This window comes from Arthrobacter sp. UM1 (assembly GCF_020483305.1).
Classification (GTDB): domain Bacteria; phylum Actinomycetota; class Actinomycetes; order Actinomycetales; family Micrococcaceae; genus Falsarthrobacter.
Genome location: NZ_JACWAB010000001.1, coordinates 393931 through 410097, shown reverse-complemented (window position 1 = coordinate 410097; position 16167 = coordinate 393931). Strand labels below are relative to the sequence as shown.

At 68.2% G+C, this 16167-nt stretch carries 15 protein-coding genes; 13 read left to right on the top strand and 2 right to left on the bottom strand.

Annotated elements, in window-relative coordinates:
* Positions 1–2: 2 nt before the first annotated feature.
* From H9I38_RS01930 to H9I38_RS01910, 5 genes are all read left to right on the top strand, one after another.
* The gene (locus tag H9I38_RS01930; RefSeq protein WP_226336933.1) at positions 3–1601 is read left to right on the top strand and encodes an LCP family protein; all 1599 of its coding nucleotides are present in this window, start codon (positions 3–5) and stop codon (positions 1599–1601) included.
* A 171-nt stretch (positions 1602–1772) separates the two neighbouring features.
* Entirely contained in the window at positions 1773–3527 is a 1755-nt protein-coding gene (gene leuA / locus H9I38_RS01925) for a 2-isopropylmalate synthase (RefSeq protein WP_226336932.1), read from the top strand.
* A gap of 105 nt (positions 3528–3632) precedes the next feature.
* A complete protein-coding gene (recO, locus tag H9I38_RS01920; RefSeq protein WP_226336931.1) occupies positions 3633–4379 on the top strand; it encodes a DNA repair protein RecO in 747 nt (248 codons plus the stop codon).
* Complete coding sequence (locus H9I38_RS01915; RefSeq protein WP_226336930.1) at positions 4376–5158, top strand: isoprenyl transferase; 783 nt, start codon at positions 4376–4378, stop codon at positions 5156–5158. The genes recO and H9I38_RS01915 overlap by 4 nt, the downstream gene beginning before the upstream one ends.
* Before the next feature lie 36 nt (positions 5159–5194).
* The gene (locus tag H9I38_RS01910) at positions 5195–6256 is read left to right on the top strand and encodes a quinone-dependent dihydroorotate dehydrogenase (RefSeq protein WP_226336929.1); all 1062 of its coding nucleotides are present in this window, start codon (positions 5195–5197) and stop codon (positions 6254–6256) included.
* A 114-nt stretch (positions 6257–6370) separates the two neighbouring features.
* On the opposite strand, the gene H9I38_RS01905 is transcribed toward H9I38_RS01910, so the two are convergent.
* Positions 6371–7048 carry a DUF3043 domain-containing protein gene (locus tag H9I38_RS01905; RefSeq protein ID WP_226336928.1) on the bottom strand — a complete coding sequence of 226 codons (678 nt, stop codon included), beginning with the start codon at positions 7046–7048 and terminating at the stop codon, positions 6371–6373.
* A 37-nt stretch (positions 7049–7085) separates the two neighbouring features.
* On the opposite strand from H9I38_RS01905, the gene H9I38_RS01900 reads away from it, so the two are divergent.
* From H9I38_RS01900 to H9I38_RS10895, 8 genes are all read left to right on the top strand, one after another.
* On the top strand, positions 7086–8504 hold the full coding sequence (locus H9I38_RS01900) for a dipeptidase (RefSeq protein ID WP_226336927.1): 1419 nt from the start codon (positions 7086–7088) through the stop codon (positions 8502–8504).
* 149 nt (positions 8505–8653) lie between these two features.
* On the top strand, positions 8654–9016 hold the full coding sequence (gene erpA, locus H9I38_RS01895; protein ID WP_226336926.1) for an iron-sulfur cluster insertion protein ErpA: 363 nt from the start codon (positions 8654–8656) through the stop codon (positions 9014–9016).
* A gap of 247 nt (positions 9017–9263) precedes the next feature.
* Positions 9264–10121: a cytochrome c oxidase subunit II gene (gene coxB, locus H9I38_RS01890; RefSeq protein WP_413463501.1), complete on the top strand. Its 858-nt coding sequence runs from the start codon at positions 9264–9266 to the stop codon at positions 10119–10121.
* Between the two features lie 11 nt (positions 10122–10132).
* A complete protein-coding gene (gene ctaD / locus H9I38_RS01885; protein ID WP_226336925.1) occupies positions 10133–11824 on the top strand; it encodes a cytochrome c oxidase subunit I in 1692 nt (563 codons plus the stop codon).
* A 3-nt stretch (positions 11825–11827) separates the two neighbouring features.
* A complete protein-coding gene (locus tag H9I38_RS01880; RefSeq protein WP_226336924.1) occupies positions 11828–12232 on the top strand; it encodes a cytochrome c oxidase subunit 4 in 405 nt (134 codons plus the stop codon).
* 236 nt (positions 12233–12468) lie between these two features.
* Positions 12469–13233, top strand: a complete 765-nt coding sequence (locus H9I38_RS01875) for a GntR family transcriptional regulator (protein WP_226336923.1) — start codon at positions 12469–12471, stop codon at positions 13231–13233.
* Positions 13234–13535: 302 nt separating this feature from the next.
* Entirely contained in the window at positions 13536–14072 is a 537-nt protein-coding gene (locus H9I38_RS10900) for a hypothetical protein (protein WP_319002162.1), read from the top strand.
* A 28-nt stretch (positions 14073–14100) separates the two neighbouring features.
* The gene (locus H9I38_RS10895; RefSeq protein WP_319002161.1) at positions 14101–14346 is read left to right on the top strand and encodes a hypothetical protein; all 246 of its coding nucleotides are present in this window, start codon (positions 14101–14103) and stop codon (positions 14344–14346) included.
* Between the two features lie 144 nt (positions 14347–14490).
* Here the strand turns inward: H9I38_RS10895 and H9I38_RS01865 are convergent, their stop codons facing one another.
* Positions 14491–16167, bottom strand: coding sequence for a cytochrome b (locus H9I38_RS01865; protein ID WP_226336922.1), 1677 nt, complete (start codon positions 16165–16167; stop codon positions 14491–14493).

Here is a 16167-nt window from a genome sequence, read left to right as displayed (position 1 = left end):
CGATGGACTCGCGGGAGCGCTCGGCGGCGCCCGAGGCACTGGGACGCCGCGCTCGCCGCTACCGGCGGCAGGCGGTGGAGCGCAGCCAGTCCGCCGTTTCGCGGGCGCGCCTGCGGCGCCGGGGCCTCTGGGCCGTCTCGTGCGCTCTCGTGCTGGCGCTCATCGCAGGCGCAGGGCTTGTCGGGCGCCTCCGGTCCAATTTCCGAACGGCTCCTCTGACGCTCGGACAGAACGCCCAGCCCGTGGGGCAGGGCGGCCCTCTGGACATCCTTCTCCTCGGGACGGACACCCGATCGGGGGCGAACGGCAAGTACGGCGGCGCCCAGTTCACGGCCGGCCAGGGCCACTCTGACGTCATGATGCTCCTGCACGTCTCCCAGGACCGGAAGCGCGTCACCGTGGTGAGCTTCCCCCGGGACACCCTCGTGCCGCTCCCGGCGTGCACGGATCCGGCCACGAAGAAGACGTATCCCGCCCAGGACCTCGCCATGCTCAACTACGCCCTGAGCTACGGCGGGCCGGGGTGCACGGTCGCCGCGGTGAACGAGCTGACCGGCCTCAACATCGACCACTTCATGATGGCGGACTTCAACGCCGTCAAGGAGATCTCCAACGCGGTGGGCGGCGTGGACGTCTGTCTCAACTCGGCGGTCAAGGACCCGCAGTCGGGCCTCGACCTCCCCGCCGGGATCTCGACCGTCAAGGGGGACCAGGCCCTCTCTTTCCTGCGCACACGCCACGGGTTCGCGGACGGCGGGGACATCGGCCGCATCCGCGCCCAACAGGCCTTCATGGCCTCTCTGACGCGCAAGGTGAAGGGGGAGGGAACGCTCAGCGACGTCCCGAAGCTCTACGGCATCGCGGACGTCATGACGCAGAACCTCACCGTGGACGAGGGGCTCTCCGACATCCCGACCCTCATCTCCGTGGCCAAGAACATGAACGACGCCCAGCTCGGGAACATCGCCTTCGTGACGCTCCCGACGACGACGTACGCTCCGGACCCCAACCGGCTCGCGGTGGACCAGCCCAAGGCCCAGCGGCTCTTCTCCATCCTGCGCCGGGACGGGGACGTCACCGCGAAGCCGGCCGCGCCCTCGCCGAAGGCCCCGAGCCGGCCGTCCCAGGGCGGAACGCCCGGGCGCTCCGCGTCCGAGCAGACCGCTGCGCCGGCCCCGGCTCCCTCGCCGACACAGGCGGCGGAGGAGGACCCCGCGGCCTCCGTGGACCCCTCGCTCGTGCCCCTCGCGGTGACGGACGCCAGCGGACGGGCAGGCCGGTCCCGCGCGGTCGAGGCCCAGCTCAAGCGGCTGGGATGGCCTCTCGCCCTGGACACGGGCAAGGCGCCCTCTCCGGTCCCGACCACGCAGATCCTCTACTCGGACGGCTACGAGCAGGCGGCGAAGGCCCTGGCCGCGAAGCTCAAGGTCCAGGACGCCCAGCTGGTCCGCACGGGGGCCGTCGAGGGGCTCGAGGTCGTCGTCGGCCAGGACTTCCAGCAGGGCGGCACGGTCGGCTCCTCGGGCCAGTCCGTCTCGGGCGGACTGAGCGGGCAGACCGCGGACCAGGTGACGTGCCAGCAGGGGAACCCCAGCGAGTAGCCGCGCACGGTCGAGTTGTCGGCGGCGGCAGCCGACGGTGCGCGCAGTGTCTCAGATATTGAGACCAGAGCGACCACGTGTCGGACGGTCCTCGAGGGGCGGTGCTACGTTTCACATATCCCCGGCGGTCCGGCCGGGGCGACGTAGTCACTCGAATGTGAGGGCACCAAGGTGAAGAATCTGCAGAAGCCGTCAGGAATGCCGTTCGGCAAGTACACGCCTTTCCACGAGCAGATCACCGTTGACCTTCCGGACCGCACCTGGCCTGGGCGGCGCCTTGAGAAGGCGCCCCGCTGGTGCGCCGTGGATCTGCGGGACGGGAACCAGGCCCTCATCGACCCGATGAACACGGAGCGCAAGCTCAAGATGTTCGATCTCCTCGTGGGCATGGGCTTCAAGGAGATCGAGGTCGGCTTCCCGGCCGCGTCGCAGACGGACTTCGACTTCGTCCGCCAGCTGGTCGAGCAGGACCGCATCCCGGACGACGTCCACATCCAGGTCCTGACCCAGGCCCGCGAGCATCTCATCGAGCGGACCTTCGAGGCGCTCGAGGGCGCGGACCGCGCGATCCTGCACCTCTACAACTCGACCTCCGTCCTGCAGCGCAGGGTGGTCTTCGGGCAGGACCAGGACGGGATCGTGGACATCGCCACCCAGGGCGCCCGCATCTGCCGCAAGTACGAGGAGCAGCTCAAGGGCACGGACATCACCTACGAGTACTCGCCGGAGTCCTTCACGGGCACCGAGCTCGAGTTCGCGGCGCGGATCTGCAACGAGGTGACCGAGGTCTTCGAGATCGGCGAAGGGCGGGAGGTCATCGTCAACCTGCCCGCCACGGTCGAGATGATCACGCCGAACGTGTACGCGGACTCGATCGAGTGGATGAACCGGAACCTCGCCCACCGCGAGCACGTTGTCCTCTCGCTCCACCCCCACAATGACCGGGGCACGGGCGTCGCCGCCGCGGAGCTGGGCTACCTGGCCGGCGCGGACCGCATCGAGGGCTGCCTGTTCGGCAACGGAGAGCGCACGGGCAACGTCGACCTCGTCACGCTGGGCATGAACCTGTTCAGCCAGGGGATCGACCCGCAGATCGACTTCTCCGACATGGACCACATCCGGCGCACGGCGGAGCACTGCAACCAGATCAAGGTGCACGAGCGCTCGCCCTACGGCGGAGACCTCGTTTTCACGGCCTTCTCCGGCTCCCACCAGGACGCCATCAAGAAGGGCTTCGAGCACATGGAGCGGGACGCGGCCGCGGCCGGCAAGCCGGTCGAGGCCATGCCCTGGGGCGTGCCATACCTGCCGATCGACCCGAAGGACATCGGCCGCTCCTACGACGCGGTCATCCGCGTCAACTCGCAGTCCGGCAAGGGCGGCGTGGCCTACCTGCTCAAGACCGAGCACCAGTTGGACCTGCCGCGGCGCGCCCAGATCGAGTTCTCCAAGGTCGTCCAGCACCGCAACGACACGCAGGGCGGCGAGGTCACCGGCGAGGAGCTCTGGAAGGTCTTCACGGACGAGTACCTGCCCTCGCGCAGCGCGGACGAGTCCCAGCAGTGGGGCCGCTTCCGGATTCACGACGTCCGCACCCAGACGCAGGACGACGAGTCCTTCTCCCTGGAGCTCAAGATCGACGACGGCGAGCGGACCGCCACCCGCATCGCCTCGGGCACCGGTCCGGTGGACGCGCTCGTCGGCGTCTTCAGCCAGGAGGGCGTCGACGTCCGCGTGCTCGACTTCGTCCAGCACTCCCTGAGCTCGGGCGAGGGCTCGCGGGCCGCCGCGTACGTGGAGTGCGCGGTGGGCGGCCGCGTCCTCTGGGGCGTGGGCATCCACGACAACACGACGACGGCCTCCCTCAACGCCGTGGTCTCGGCGGTCAACCGCGCCGTCCGGCTGGACGAGGCCGAGTCGGCCTGATGTCCGGCAGGCCGGCGGCCGAACGGCCGCCCCGCCTGACAGGGCCCTTCCCCTCGGGGAGGGGCCCTTCGGCGTCTGCGGCCGCTGCTGGCGTAGCCTGAACAGGTGAACTCCGGACGCGCGCGCACCTACTCGAGCCGCGTCGTCGTGCTGCGGACGTACGACCTCGGGGAGTCGGACCGGATCCTCGTGCTCGCCACGGCTGAACGGGGACTCGTGCGGGCGGTGGCGAAGGGCGTCCGCAAGACGGCGAGCCGCTTCGGCTCCCGGCTCGAGCCGTTCATGGTCTCGGACTGCCACCTCGCCGAGGGCCGCTCGCTGGACCGCGTGACGCAGGCCGTCTCCGTGGCCTCCTACGGGATCGGGATCGTGCAGGACTACGACGCCTTCATGTACGCCTCGGCCCTCGCCGAGCTGACCGAGGTGCTCTGGAGGGACGACCCGCAGGCGGAGTACTTCGACCTCGTCCACGGCGCGGTCGCCGCCCTCGCCCGCCGTCGCTATCCTCCCCAGCAGGTGTTCGACGCCTTCGCCCTGAGGGCCATGGCTCGCTCCGGGTGGGACATGAGCGTCGAATCCTGCGCTGTGACGGGGGAGACCCAGGGCCTCACGAGCTTCTCGCCGAGCCATGGAGGAGTGCTGAGCACGGCGCTCGTCCGCCTCCCCGGCGCCACGATCCTTCGGCCTGGCACGCGGGAGCTGCTCTCCTCGCTAAAATCGGGTGACTGGTCCGCGGTGCTCGCCTCGGACGAGGCCGCCCGCCGCCAGGCCCATCAGCTCGTGCGGGCCTACCTCGGCTGGCACCTGGAGAAGACCATCTCGACCCTGACCCGACTCGACAGGCAGCCATGACCCGACACCCCGTTCCGCCGCCCCCTCATCCCTCGGGCGAGACGGCTCCGGCGATCCCGCGGCAGTTCGTCCCCAGGCACGTCGCCATCGTCATGGACGGCAACGGCCGCTGGGCCAACCGGCGCGGCCTGCCGCGCACGGAGGGGCACAAGGCGGGGGAGCGGGCGCTCATGGAGGTCATGGCGGGCGCCGTCGAGATCGGGATCGAGCAGGTGTCCGTGTACGCGTTCTCCACGGAGAACTGGAAGCGCTCGCCCGATGAGGTCCGCTTCCTCATGGGCTTCTCGCGGGACGTGGTGCGGGACCGCAGCCACGTGCTCGACGAGTGGGGCGTCCGCATCCGCTGGAGCGGCCGCGAGCCGCGGCTCTGGAAGTCCGTGGTCCGGGAGCTGAAGGCCGCCGAGGAGCTCACCCGGCACAACTCGCTCTGCACGCTGACGATGTGCGTCAACTACGGCGGCCGCGCCGAGATTGTGGACGCCGTCAACCGGATCACCCGAGACGTCGCGGACGGCCGCCTCAAGCCGGGCGCGGTGCGGGAGTCCACCCTCCAGCGCTACCTCTACGAGCCGGACGCCCCGGACGTGGACCTCTTCCTCCGCACCTCGGGGGAGCAGCGGACCTCGAACTTCCTTCCCTGGCAGTCCACCTACGCCGAGATGCTCTTCATCGACGAGCTCTGGCCGGACGTGGACCGCCGGACGCTCTGGCGGGCCGTGGAGGCCTACGCGCAGCGGGACCGCCGCTACGGCGGGGCCGTGGACGCGGTGTCGCGGTAGCCGGCCGCGGACCGCGCGCCCGATAGGCTGGCTCGCGTGAAGATCTATCCGGCAGTCTTTCAAGTCCTCTTCTCCCGCATGGACCCCGAGCGGGCCCACGAGGTCGGGTTCCGCCTCATCCGGCTCGTGGAGCAGACCGGCGTCAGCTCCGTCCTGCGCAGGCTGACCCGCCCTGCCCCCTCGCTGGCCACGCAGGCCATGGGCCTCGAGTTCCCGTCTCCGTTCGGCCTCGCCGCTGGCTTCGACAAGCGCGGCGCCGGCGTGACGGCCCTCGCGGACCTCGGCTTCGGCCACGTGGAGCTCGGCACGGTCACGGCCCAGGCCCAGCCGGGCAACCCGAAGCCCCGGCTCTTCCGCCTCGTCGAGGACCGCGCCGTCATCAACCGCATGGGCTTCAACAACGACGGCGCCGCCGCCGTGGCCGAGCGGATCCGCCCGCTCCGCGAGGCCCTGGCCAAGCGCTTCGGGCGCCGCCGCCCGATCGTCGGCGTCAACATCGGCAAGACGAAGGCCGTGGAGCTCGAGCACGCCGTGGAGGACTACCGAGCCTCCGCCCGCCTGCTCGCGCCGCACGCCGACTACATGGCGGTCAACGTCTCCTCGCCCAACACCCCGGGGCTGCGGCTTCTGCAGTCCGCCGACTCGCTCGAGCCCATCCTCACGGCCGTCCGCGAGGAGGCAGAGGCCGCGGGCCGCCGGATCCCGCTGCTCGTGAAGATCGCCCCGGACCTCGCGGATCAGGACGTCCGCGATGTGGCGGCGCTTGTCGAGCGGATCGGGCTCGACGGCGTCATCGCCACGAACACCACGATCGGACGCGAGGGCCTCCGCACCCCCGCGGCCCGCGTCGAGGAGATCGGCGCGGGCGGCCTCTCCGGCGCCCCGCTCAAGGAGCGCTCCCTGGAGGTCCTCCGCCTGCTGCGCTCCAGCCTGGGGGAGGGCCGCACCGTGGTCTCCGTCGGGGGAGTGACGACGCCGGAGGACGTCGCCGAGCGCCTCGACGCCGGCGCCGACCTCGTCCAGGGATATACGGCCTTCCTCTACGAGGGGCCGTTCTGGGCCTGGCGCATCAACCGAGGCCTCGCCCGGCGCCGCTGAGCCGGACCTGCGCACAGCAGAGAGCCCGCGCACATCGGAGCGCCCAAGCACAGCAGAGAGCCCGCCGCAGCGAACGGCTGCGGCGGGCTCTCTGCGTTCTCCGAGGCCGGGCGGTCAGACGCCGACGGCGGGAGTGCGGAACTTGCGGAACATGATGATCCGCTCGATGACGTAGAAGACGTCGCCCCGCTGGCGCTCTGTGCCGGTCTCGGCCTGGCGCTTGCGCAGCGAGCGGACGCAGAGGAAGACCTCGACGGCCACGAGGAGGATGAACGCCATGAAGATGTTGGAGATGGCCTTCTGCACCTCCATGTTCGTGGAGAGCACGAGCGAGAGGATGACGAACGGCAACAGGACGAAGATCATGATCTCCGGAATCCGGAAGCGCTCGTCCACGACCTTGCGGACCAGCCGGCGGTTCGCGCCGCGGTGCTTCGGCGGCAGGTAGCGCTCGTCGCCCGTCTTGAAGGACTCGCGGACCTTCTCCGCCTCGGCGGCGCGCGCCTCGCGGCGCTGGCGCCGGGCTTCCTTCGGGTCGTTCGTCACGAGCGGCCGCTTCCGGGCCGCCTCGCGCTCCCGCCGGGTCGGGGTGGGCGCGCCCTTCTTCTCCTGGGGGTGCCGCCGTTCGCGCGGCGACTGCTCCGCCGGGCCGGTCTCGGCCGTCTTCGGCGTCCCCGTCCGGCTGGCCGCGCCAGCCGCCGTGGATCCCGTCCCCGAGGACGGAGCGGTCTCCGAGGCGGTGGTCTCTGAGGCGTGCGCCTCCGTCAGCTTCTCGCTCTTCTTCCCAAACACCCTGCCCATTCTACCGGCGGCGGATAGGCTGAGTGACATGACTGACACCTCTTCTCCCGCCCTCTCGCTCGACGAGGCGCGTGCGCTGGTCGAGTCCGGCTTCGACCGCGCGGTCGCCGACCTCTCCTCTCTCGTGGCCATCCCCGGCATCGCCTGGGAGTCCTTCGACCCCGCGCACCTCGAGCGATCGGCCGAGGCCGTGGCCGCTCTGGCACGGGACGCCGGCTTCGAGTCGGTGGAGATCCACCGGGCGTCCCTCTCCGCGGGGGAAGCAGGCGGGGAGAAGACGGTGACCGGCGGCCCCGCCGTCGTCGCCTCCATTCCGGCGCCGGAGGGCGCCCCCACCGTCCTCCTCTACGCGCACCACGACGTGCAGCCGCCGCAGGACCGCGCCCTCTGGGACACCGAGCCGTTCGAGGCCACGGAGCGCGGCGGCCGTCTCTACGGCCGCGGCACGGCCGACGACAAAGCCGGCGTCATGCTCCACATCTCCGCGGTCCGGAACCTCGTCAAGCACTTCGGCGGCCGCCTGCCCGTCGGCGTCACCCTGTTCGTCGAGGGCGAGGAGGAGGCCGGCTCGCCCACCTTCCGCGCCTTCCTCGAGGAGCACCGGGAGAAGCTGCGCGCGGACGCGATCGTCGTCGCCGACTCGAGCAACTGGGTCGTCGGCACCCCCGCCCTCACCACCTCCCTCCGCGGCCTCGTGGACGGCACCGTGACCGTCCGCGTCGCCGAGCACGCGTCCCACTCGGGGATGTTCGGCGGGCCCGTCCTCGACGCGCTCACCGTGCTCGGCCGGGTCATCGCCTCGTTCCACGACGACGACGGCGCTGTCGCCGTCGCGGGCCTGCACCAGAACGAGGGGGAGACGGGCCTCGACTACGCCGAGGCGGACTTCGCCCGGGACGCGGGCCTGCTCGAGACGAGCCGCCTCGCCGGCACCGGCAGCCTGACCGGGCGGCTGTGGAACAAGCCCGCCCTCTCCGTCATCGGGATCGATGCCCCTGCCGTCGCGGTCGCCTCCAATACGCTGCTCAGCGAGGCCAGCGCGAAGGTGAGCCTCCGGATCGCCCCGGGTCAGGACCCGGCTGCGGCCATGGACGCGCTCGCCCGCCACGTCGAGGAGCTCGACGTCTTCGGCGCGGAGATCCGGTTCCACCCGGGAGAACAGGGCCAGCCCTTCTCCACGAAGACGGACGAGCCGTTCGCCAAGGCGGCCCTCGCGGCCCTCACGGAGGGGTTCGGCACCCAGGCCGTCGAGATGGGCATGGGCGGCTCGATTCCCTTCATCGCAGACCTCAAGCAGGTCTACCCGGAGGCCGAGATCCTCGTCACGGGCGTCGAAGACCCGGACACGCGAGCCCACTCGGCCAACGAGTCCCTGGACCTCGGGGACTTCAAGTCCGCCATCCTCGCGGAGACGCTCCTCTTGGCGCGTGCCGCTGAGGTGCGCTGAGAGCCGCTGGCGGCTCTGCGGTCTCCGGTGCCTCCGGGTCTCCGGATTCGCCGGGAGCGAGCAGGGGAGACGGCCCAGGCGTCCAGGACTAGACTCGACACCGAAGTCGTATCGCCGCCCGGACAGAGGCGAGCGAGGAAGGAGTACAGATGAGCACCGAGGTCACTGAGCAGACCGAGCTGCCGACTCATGACGTGGAGCTCTCTGACGTCGCCGCTGCGAAGGTCCGCAGCCTCCTCGAGCAGGAGGGGCGTCAGGATCTGCGCCTGCGTGTCGCGGTCCAGCCGGGCGGCTGCTCCGGCTTGATTTACCAGCTCTACTTCGACGAGCGGCTCCTCGACGGGGACGCGGTCAAGGACTTCGACGGCGTTGAGGTCGTCGTGGACAAGATGAGCGTGCCGTATCTTTCGGGCGCGTCCATCGACTTCGAGGACACCATCTCGAAGCAGGGCTTCACCATCGACAACCCGAACGCGGAGGGATCCTGCGCCTGCGGCGACTCGTTCCACTAGCCGCTCGCCCGGCTCCGCGCGGCCCGTTCCCGTCTGGGGACGGGCCGTCGGCGCATCCTGAGGGGTCTCGAGCTCGAATTTCCGGTCCGCCACATCGCACAGGAGTGCACAATCACCCCCAAGGGCGGGTAAGCTCTACGATGAGTAGTAATTGACCGTGAAAGTTCTGAGACTTTCAGTCGTTGGCTCCCGGACGGCATGTGATTGGCCGGTAGACAGCGGATATTTCGACAGAAAGGGCCGTTACGTGGGTTCGCAAGAACGTGCGGGGCGCGGAAGCCGCAACCTCCTCAAGGGCGCGGCTGTCCTGCCGCTTGTCGCGGTGGCGCTGTCCGGTTGCAGCGAGGAGGCCAAGCGCGGCTGGCTGCCTGGCAGCAACGACATGACCAACAACACCGAGGCGCTCAGCAATCTCTGGGTGCACTCGTGGATCGCCGCCCTCGCCGTCGGCCTTCTGACCTGGGTTCTGCTGCTCTGGTGCCTCGTGGCCTACCGCCGCCGCAAGGGCGATGTCGGCTACCCGCGGCAGATCTCCTACAACCTGCCGCTGGAGATCCTCTACACGGCCCTGCCGCTGTTCATGATCATGGTGCTGTTCTTCTTCACGGACAAGACGCAGCGCCAGGTCGACCAGCGTGTCGCTGACCCGGACGTGAAGATCAAGGTCTACGGCAAGCAGTGGGCCTGGGACTTCAACTACAACGTCAAGGGTGACAAGCACTACTTCCAGGGCACTCAGGCGCACCTCTCGCCGACCGGCGAGACGGGCGTGGAGAAGACGCTTCCCACCCTCTACCTCCCCGAGGGCAAGAGCGTGGAGTTCGAGCTCCAGTCCCGTGACGTCATCCACTCCTTCTGGATCCCGCAGTTCCTCGAGAAGCGGGACATGATCCCCGGCCACACGAACTTCCTGACCCTGACCCCGCAGAAGGCGGGCACCTACCAGGGCAAGTGCGCGGAGCTCTGCGGTGAGTACCACTCGGAGATGCTCTTCAACGTCGTCGTGCTCCCTGAGGACCAGTTCAAGGCCAAGATGGCCGAGCTGCCCAAGGGCGAGGTCGGAGACGAGTACAACCGCAAGCCGACGACCAAGAATGCAAACTAGGTGAGGTTCGCATGACTACGTACGAATACAGGGCTCACTCGGGCGCAGTGGACGCGCCCCGTGTGGTGCCGAAGTCCAAGGGCCGCATCGTGGTCAACTGGATCACGTCCACTGACCACAAGACGATCGGGTACATGTACCTCATCTCCTCGTTCGTCTTCTTCTGCGTGGGCGGCGTCATGGCGCTGCTCATCCGTCTCGAGCTCTTCGAGCCGGGCATGCAGATCCTTCAGACGAAGGAGCAGTACAACCAGCTGTTCACCATGCACGGAACGATCATGCTGCTCATGTTCGCCACGCCTCTCTTCGCAGGCTTCGCGAACGTGATCGTGCCGCTCCAGATCGGCGCGCCGGACGTGGCGTTCCCGCGACTCAACGCTCTGGCGTTCTGGTTCTTCCTCTTCGGCTCGATCATCGCCTGCGCCGGCTTCATCACCCCGCAGGGCGCAGCGTCCTTCGGCTGGTTCGCGTACGCGCCGCTGTCGAGCACCACCTTCTCGCCGGGCGTCGGCGGTGACCTCTGGGTCTTCGGCCTGGCGCTCTCCGGATTCGGCACCATTCTTGGCGGCGTCAACTTCATCACGACGATCGTCTGCATGCGCGCTCCGGGCATGACGATGTGGCGTATGCCCATCTTCACCTGGAACACGCTGGTGACGGGCATCCTGATCCTCATGGCCTTCCCGCCGCTCGCCGCTGCGCTCTTCGCGCTCGGCATGGATCGCCGCTTCGGCGGACACATCTTCGACTCGGAGTCGGGCGGAGCGGTCCTCTGGCAGCACCTCTTCTGGTTCTTCGGCCACCCCGAGGTGTACATCATCGCGCTGCCGTTCTTCGGCATCGTCTCGGAGATCTTCCCGGCGTTCTCCCGCAAGCCGATCTTCGGCTACAAGGGCCTCGTCTACGCGACGATCTCCATCGCCGCCCTCTCCGTGACCGTGTGGGCACACCACATGTACGTCACGGGCGCGGTCATGCTGCCGTTCTTCTCCTTCATGACTATGCTCATCGCCGTTCCGACCGGTGTGAAGTTCTTCAACTGGATCGGCACCATGTGGCGCGGCTCGATCACCTTCGAGACCCCGATGCTCTGGAGCCTCGGCTTCCTCGTGACGTTCCTCTTCGGCGGCCTCACGGGCATCATCCTCTCCTCGCCGCCCATGGACTACCACATCTCGGACACGTACTTCGTGGTCGCACACTTCCACTACGTCCTCTTCGGAACCGTGGTGTTCGCGATGTTCGCCGGCTTCTACTTCTGGTGGCCGAAGTTCACGGGCAAGATGCTCAACGAGCGCCTGGGCAAGATCCACTTCTGGATCCTGTTCATCGGCTTCCACGGCACCTTCCTGGTCCAGCACTGGCTCGGCGTCATGGGCATGCCGCGCCGCTACGCGGACTACCTCCCGGAGGACAGCTTCACGGAGATGAACCAGATCTCCACGGTCTTCTCGATCATCCTCGGCGTCTCCCTCATCCCGTGGTTCATCAACGTGTGGACCACGGCACGGAACGCCAAGAAGGTCGAGGTGGACGATCCCTGGGGCTTCGGCGCCTCCCTCGAGTGGGCCACGTCCTGCCCGCCGCCGCGGCACAACTTCACGTCGCTGCCGCGCATCCGGTCTGAGCGTCCCGCTCTGGACCTGCACCACCCGGAGCTGATCCCGGTCAGCCACAGCCACGCTGAGCGGAAGGACGTCTAGACCATGAAGATCGAATCCCGGATTTTCACCTTCCTGGTTCCGTTCTTCCTCGTCGTGGGCCTCGTATACGGCATCATGACGGGCTGGACGGAGTGGGTCGGCGTCCTCGCCATCCCGGTGACGGGCCTCATGGCAGGCATGGTCGGCTTCTACTTCCAGACGAACGCCAAGAACCTCGTCGGCGGCCGTCCTGAGGACCGCGTCGACGCGGAGATCCACGAGGGCTCCGGCGAGCAGGGCCTCTTCAGCCCCTGGTCCTGGTGGCCGCTGGTCCTCGCCCTCGGCGCTGCAGGCTCGGTTCTGGGTCTCGCCGTCGGCTGGTGGGTGTTCTTCGTGGCCGCTGGCCTCGGCGTCGTCGGCATCATCGGCTGGGTGTACGAGTACAGCCGCGGCGATCACGCTCACTGACCCAGGCGAGTTCGCCTGCGGCCGATGACGGCCTCACCGAACAGACAAGGGCCCCGGATTCCCGAAAGGGAAACGGGGCCCTTGTCACATTCCCGGTACCCTTCGACGGGTGCTTTCTGTCCGTCTGTCCCGCGCGCTGGAGCCGGATCAGGACACGGGCATGTCGCTCGGAGGCCGGGAGAAGTTCATATTCCAGACGTTGACCGTGACTGTGTCTGCTTCCGTAGGATTGAGGCATGGGTCCAGACAGCGCCACAGCGTCCAAGAGCGAGCAGGTTCGTCTGCAGCTCGTGAAGATGATCGAAGAGCTGGGATCCGAAACCGATGTCGCGCTTCCCTCTGAGCGGCAGCTTGCGACTGACTTCGGGGTGGCTCGCATGACGCTCCGGAAGGCAATTGACGGCCTGGTGGACGAGGGACGACTGCTCCGCATTGTGGGCAAGGGGACCTTTGTGGCCCCGGTCAAGACCTCCCTTCAGCCCAAGCTGACGGGCTACTCGGAGGAGATGCGGCGCCGCGGCATGGAGCCGGCGGCTGTCCTGCTCGCGTTCGATCAGGTGCCTGCGCCCTCCGCCCTGGCGAGGGAGATGAAGCTCCCGGCCGGCGCACCACTGGTTCGCTTCAAGCGGCTGCTTCTCGCGGACGGCGAGCCGATGACTGTGGACGAGAACTTCATTCCGCTGCGGCTCGTTCCCGGCATTCTCTCCTCACCGGCGCCCAGCTCCCTGTACCGGGTCCTCTCCGACGAATACGGGCTGCAGATGGACTGGGGAGAGGACACGATCTCCGCTGCGGCCGCGACGGCGACCCTGTCCCGCCAGCTTCGAGTGGACCTGGGCACGCCGTTGCTCAAAGTGCAGCGCCGCGCCTATATCCGCGAGGACCTCGTCGACTATTCCGTCTCCTACTATCGCGCGGACCGCTACAGCATCAGCGTTCCACTGCGCCGCACAGGTCAGCGGCGCTATGTTCCGCGCGTCCGCCAGCACGGCTCTTCGTGAGCCGCCGGGCGGCTGTCGGCGGGTCTCGCCGTTCTCCGGTGAGGTCGCTACACTGGGTTGCCATGCGGATGCAACAGCGATTTCGGGACCCCCGGCCGGGTGATGGCCGCGGGGTCTTCAACGCGCGCTCGTAGCGCAGCAGGTCTTCGCAGGCACGGCCGGGGGAGCACTTTCCTGTGCCTTGTCCCTGCACTCTTCTTGGAGACCTTCTCATGTCGCCTGCCGACTATGTCACTGCTGACCAGCTCCACCGTGCGCTCACCGTGCGCGACTTGACCGACCCAGGCCAAGGGCCTCACGCCATGCAGGCCCTTCTGAACGCAGTCCTGGACGCTTTGAAGGCCGATGGGGGCACCTCCATCCGATGTCTGCGCGGCTCGCCGATTGTTCCGGTTCGGGACAACTGCGATCGCCTCGGCTATAGGCCGGATGACGTCACGCGGGCCCGGCGCTACACCCGCTACATCAGCCCCACGGTGATGCTCCGCAGCCACATGAGCGCTGAGCTTCCGCGCGCTCTTGAGGACTATGCGGGCAGGACCGGCGTCGACGAGCTGCTCGTGGCGCCCGGCCTGGTCTACCGTCGCGACGCTGTGGACCGCATCCATGTGGGGGAGCCGCACCAGGTGGACCTGTGGCGCCTCCGCAGCAGGTCACCACTGCGCGACGAGGACCTGTGCGACGAGGACCTGCGCACGATGGCCGGCCGCTTGGTCGAGGCAGTGCTCCCGGGCGCGCAGTGGAGGACAACCGCCGTGACGCATCCGTACACGCTTGGCGGCCTGCAGATCGACGTGCTCCACGGCGCGTCGGGACATCTCCGTCGTCGTCGATGCTGACGAGGACGCAGAGACGCTGGGAGACCGGGTGCGTCTCGCCCTCGGCGACGACGCTGAGCTCGTCGAGTCGCTCGAGGTGCTCGGCAGCACACGGCACGAAGAGCTGCCGAAAGCTGCGCGCACCAGGCTGGGCACGCGTGACGGACAGGGCAACCTCCTCCTGCGGATCATGCTGCGTCCCATCGACCGGACTCTGACTTCCGCTGAGGCCAACGCCATCCGAAACGCCATCTATGAGGCGGTCCATGAGGGGCCGGTGGCAGAGCTGATCTGAGAGCGCTCCAAGCCAGGAGCATGCCGCGCTCGTCATGCTGCTCGACGGGATGGGAACGAGTGAGGGGCGGGAGGGAGACGCAGCAGAAAGGCCCGCCCTCCCCGGAGGGGAGAGCGGGCCTTGTGCGCCGGAATGGGCCTCGGACTAGTGTCCGATCGCCTTGTGCGAGCCCTGGCCCTCAACGGAGCCGTGGTGGCCGTGATGGGCCTCCTCAAGCTCCGCCGGGGTCACCGGTGCGACTCGATCCTCGAAGAAGAGGCGGGACAGGCGACCGCGCAGGCGCTCCTTGCCGGAGAGCTTGCCGTCGATGTCCGGCGTCGCCGGGATGACCTCGTACGAGTTGAAGTGCACCAGACGGTGACGCTTGTACGGGTCGAGCGACTCGTGCATCTCCTGGTACTCGCCGTGCGGCAGGCGCACGATGCGTCCGGTCTCGCGGCCGTGCAGCACGATCTCGCGGTCCTTGCGCTGGAGCGAAAGGCAGACGCGGCGCGTGATGATGAAGCCGAGAATCGGACCGAGGAAGAAGAGCGCGCGCAGCCAGTAGGTGACGTCATTGAGAGACACGTGGAAGTGCGTGGCAATGAGGTCGGAGCTGGCCGCAGCCCAGAGGGTGCAGTAGAAGATGAAGCCTGCCACACCGACGGCCGTGCGGAACGGCGCGTTCCGCGGGCGGTCGAGGACGTGGTGCTCGCGGTTGTCCTTGGTCACCCAGCGCTCGATCCACGGCCACGTGAACATGAGCGTCAGGAGGCCCAGAGCCGGGCCGAGGGCCGGCAGGAGGACGTTGAGCACGAGCGTGTTCTTGCCCCAGGGGAACGGGATGTTCCACTCGAAGCTGAAGTTGCCCAGAACACCCGGCATCAGGCGGAGAGCACCGTCGACCCAGCCGATGTACCAGTCAGGCTGCGTGCCTGCGGACACCGGGGACGGATCGTACGGACCGTAGTTCCAGATCGGGTTGATCGTGAACAGGCCCGAGATGATCGCGATGATGCCGAAGATGATGAAGAAGAAGCCGCCTGCCTTGGCCGCGTACACCGGGCCGACGGGGAAGCCGACGACGTTGGAGTTGGTGCGGCCCGGACCCGGGTACTGCGTGTGCTTGTGAACGACAACCATGAAGAGGTGGATGACGATCATGAGCAGGATGATGGCCGGGATGAGCAGGATGTGGAGCACGTAGAGGCGGCTGATGATGTCGCTGCCCGGGAACTCCCCGCCGAAGAGGAAGAGGGAGATGTACGTGCCGATGATCGGGATCGACTTGATCACGCCGTCGATGATGCGCAGGCCGTTGCCGGAGAGCAGGTCATCGGGGAGCGAGTAGCCGGTGAAGCCCTCCGCCATCGCGAGGATGAGGAGGACGCCGCCGACGACCCAGTTGAGCTCGCGCGGGCGGCGGAAGGCGCCGGTGAAGAACACGCGGAGCATGTGGACCGACACCGAGGCCACGAACATGAGCGCGGCCCAGTGGTGGACCTGGCGCATGAAGAGGCCGCCGCGGATGTCGAACGAGATGTCGAGGGCCGAGTGGTAGGCCACGGACATCTCGACGCCCTTGAGCTGGATGAACGAGCCCGAGTAGTGGGTCTCAGCCATCGAGGGGTCGAAGAAGAACGTCAGGAACGTGCCCGAGAGCAACAGGATGACGAACGAGTAGAGCGCGACCTCGCCGAACATGAAGGACCAGTGGTCCGGGAAGATCTTGCGGCCGAACTCCTTGACCATGGCGGAGCCGCCAGTGCGGGAGTCGACGAAGTTGGCGAACCGGCCGAGCTTCGTCGCGGGGACGAACGTGTCGTTGGGAGTATTCGACAT

Bases quoted from the DNA above. Each gene is read 5' to 3' on its own strand.
- ctaD (WP_226336925.1), top strand. From the start codon at position 10,133: ATGACTACGTACGAATACAGGGCTCACTCGGGCGCAGTGGACGCGCCC.
- erpA (WP_226336926.1), top strand. From the start codon at position 8,654: ATGAGCACCGAGGTCACTGAGCAGACCGAGCTGCCGACTCATGACGTG.
- H9I38_RS10900 (WP_319002162.1), top strand. From the start codon at position 13,536: ATGCAGGCCCTTCTGAACGCAGTCCTGGACGCTTTGAAGGCCGATGGG.
- H9I38_RS01875 (WP_226336923.1), top strand. From the start codon at position 12,469: ATGGGTCCAGACAGCGCCACAGCGTCCAAGAGCGAGCAGGTTCGTCTG.
- H9I38_RS01915 (WP_226336930.1), top strand. From the start codon at position 4,376: ATGACCCGACACCCCGTTCCGCCGCCCCCTCATCCCTCGGGCGAGACG.
- H9I38_RS01880 (WP_226336924.1), top strand. From the start codon at position 11,828: ATGAAGATCGAATCCCGGATTTTCACCTTCCTGGTTCCGTTCTTCCTC.
- H9I38_RS01865 (WP_226336922.1), bottom strand. From the start codon at position 16,167: ATGTCGAATACTCCCAACGACACGTTCGTCCCCGCGACGAAGCTCGGC.
- H9I38_RS01900 (WP_226336927.1), top strand. From the start codon at position 7,086: ATGACTGACACCTCTTCTCCCGCCCTCTCGCTCGACGAGGCGCGTGCG.
- H9I38_RS01930 (WP_226336933.1), top strand. From the start codon at position 3: ATGGACTCGCGGGAGCGCTCGGCGGCGCCCGAGGCACTGGGACGCCGC.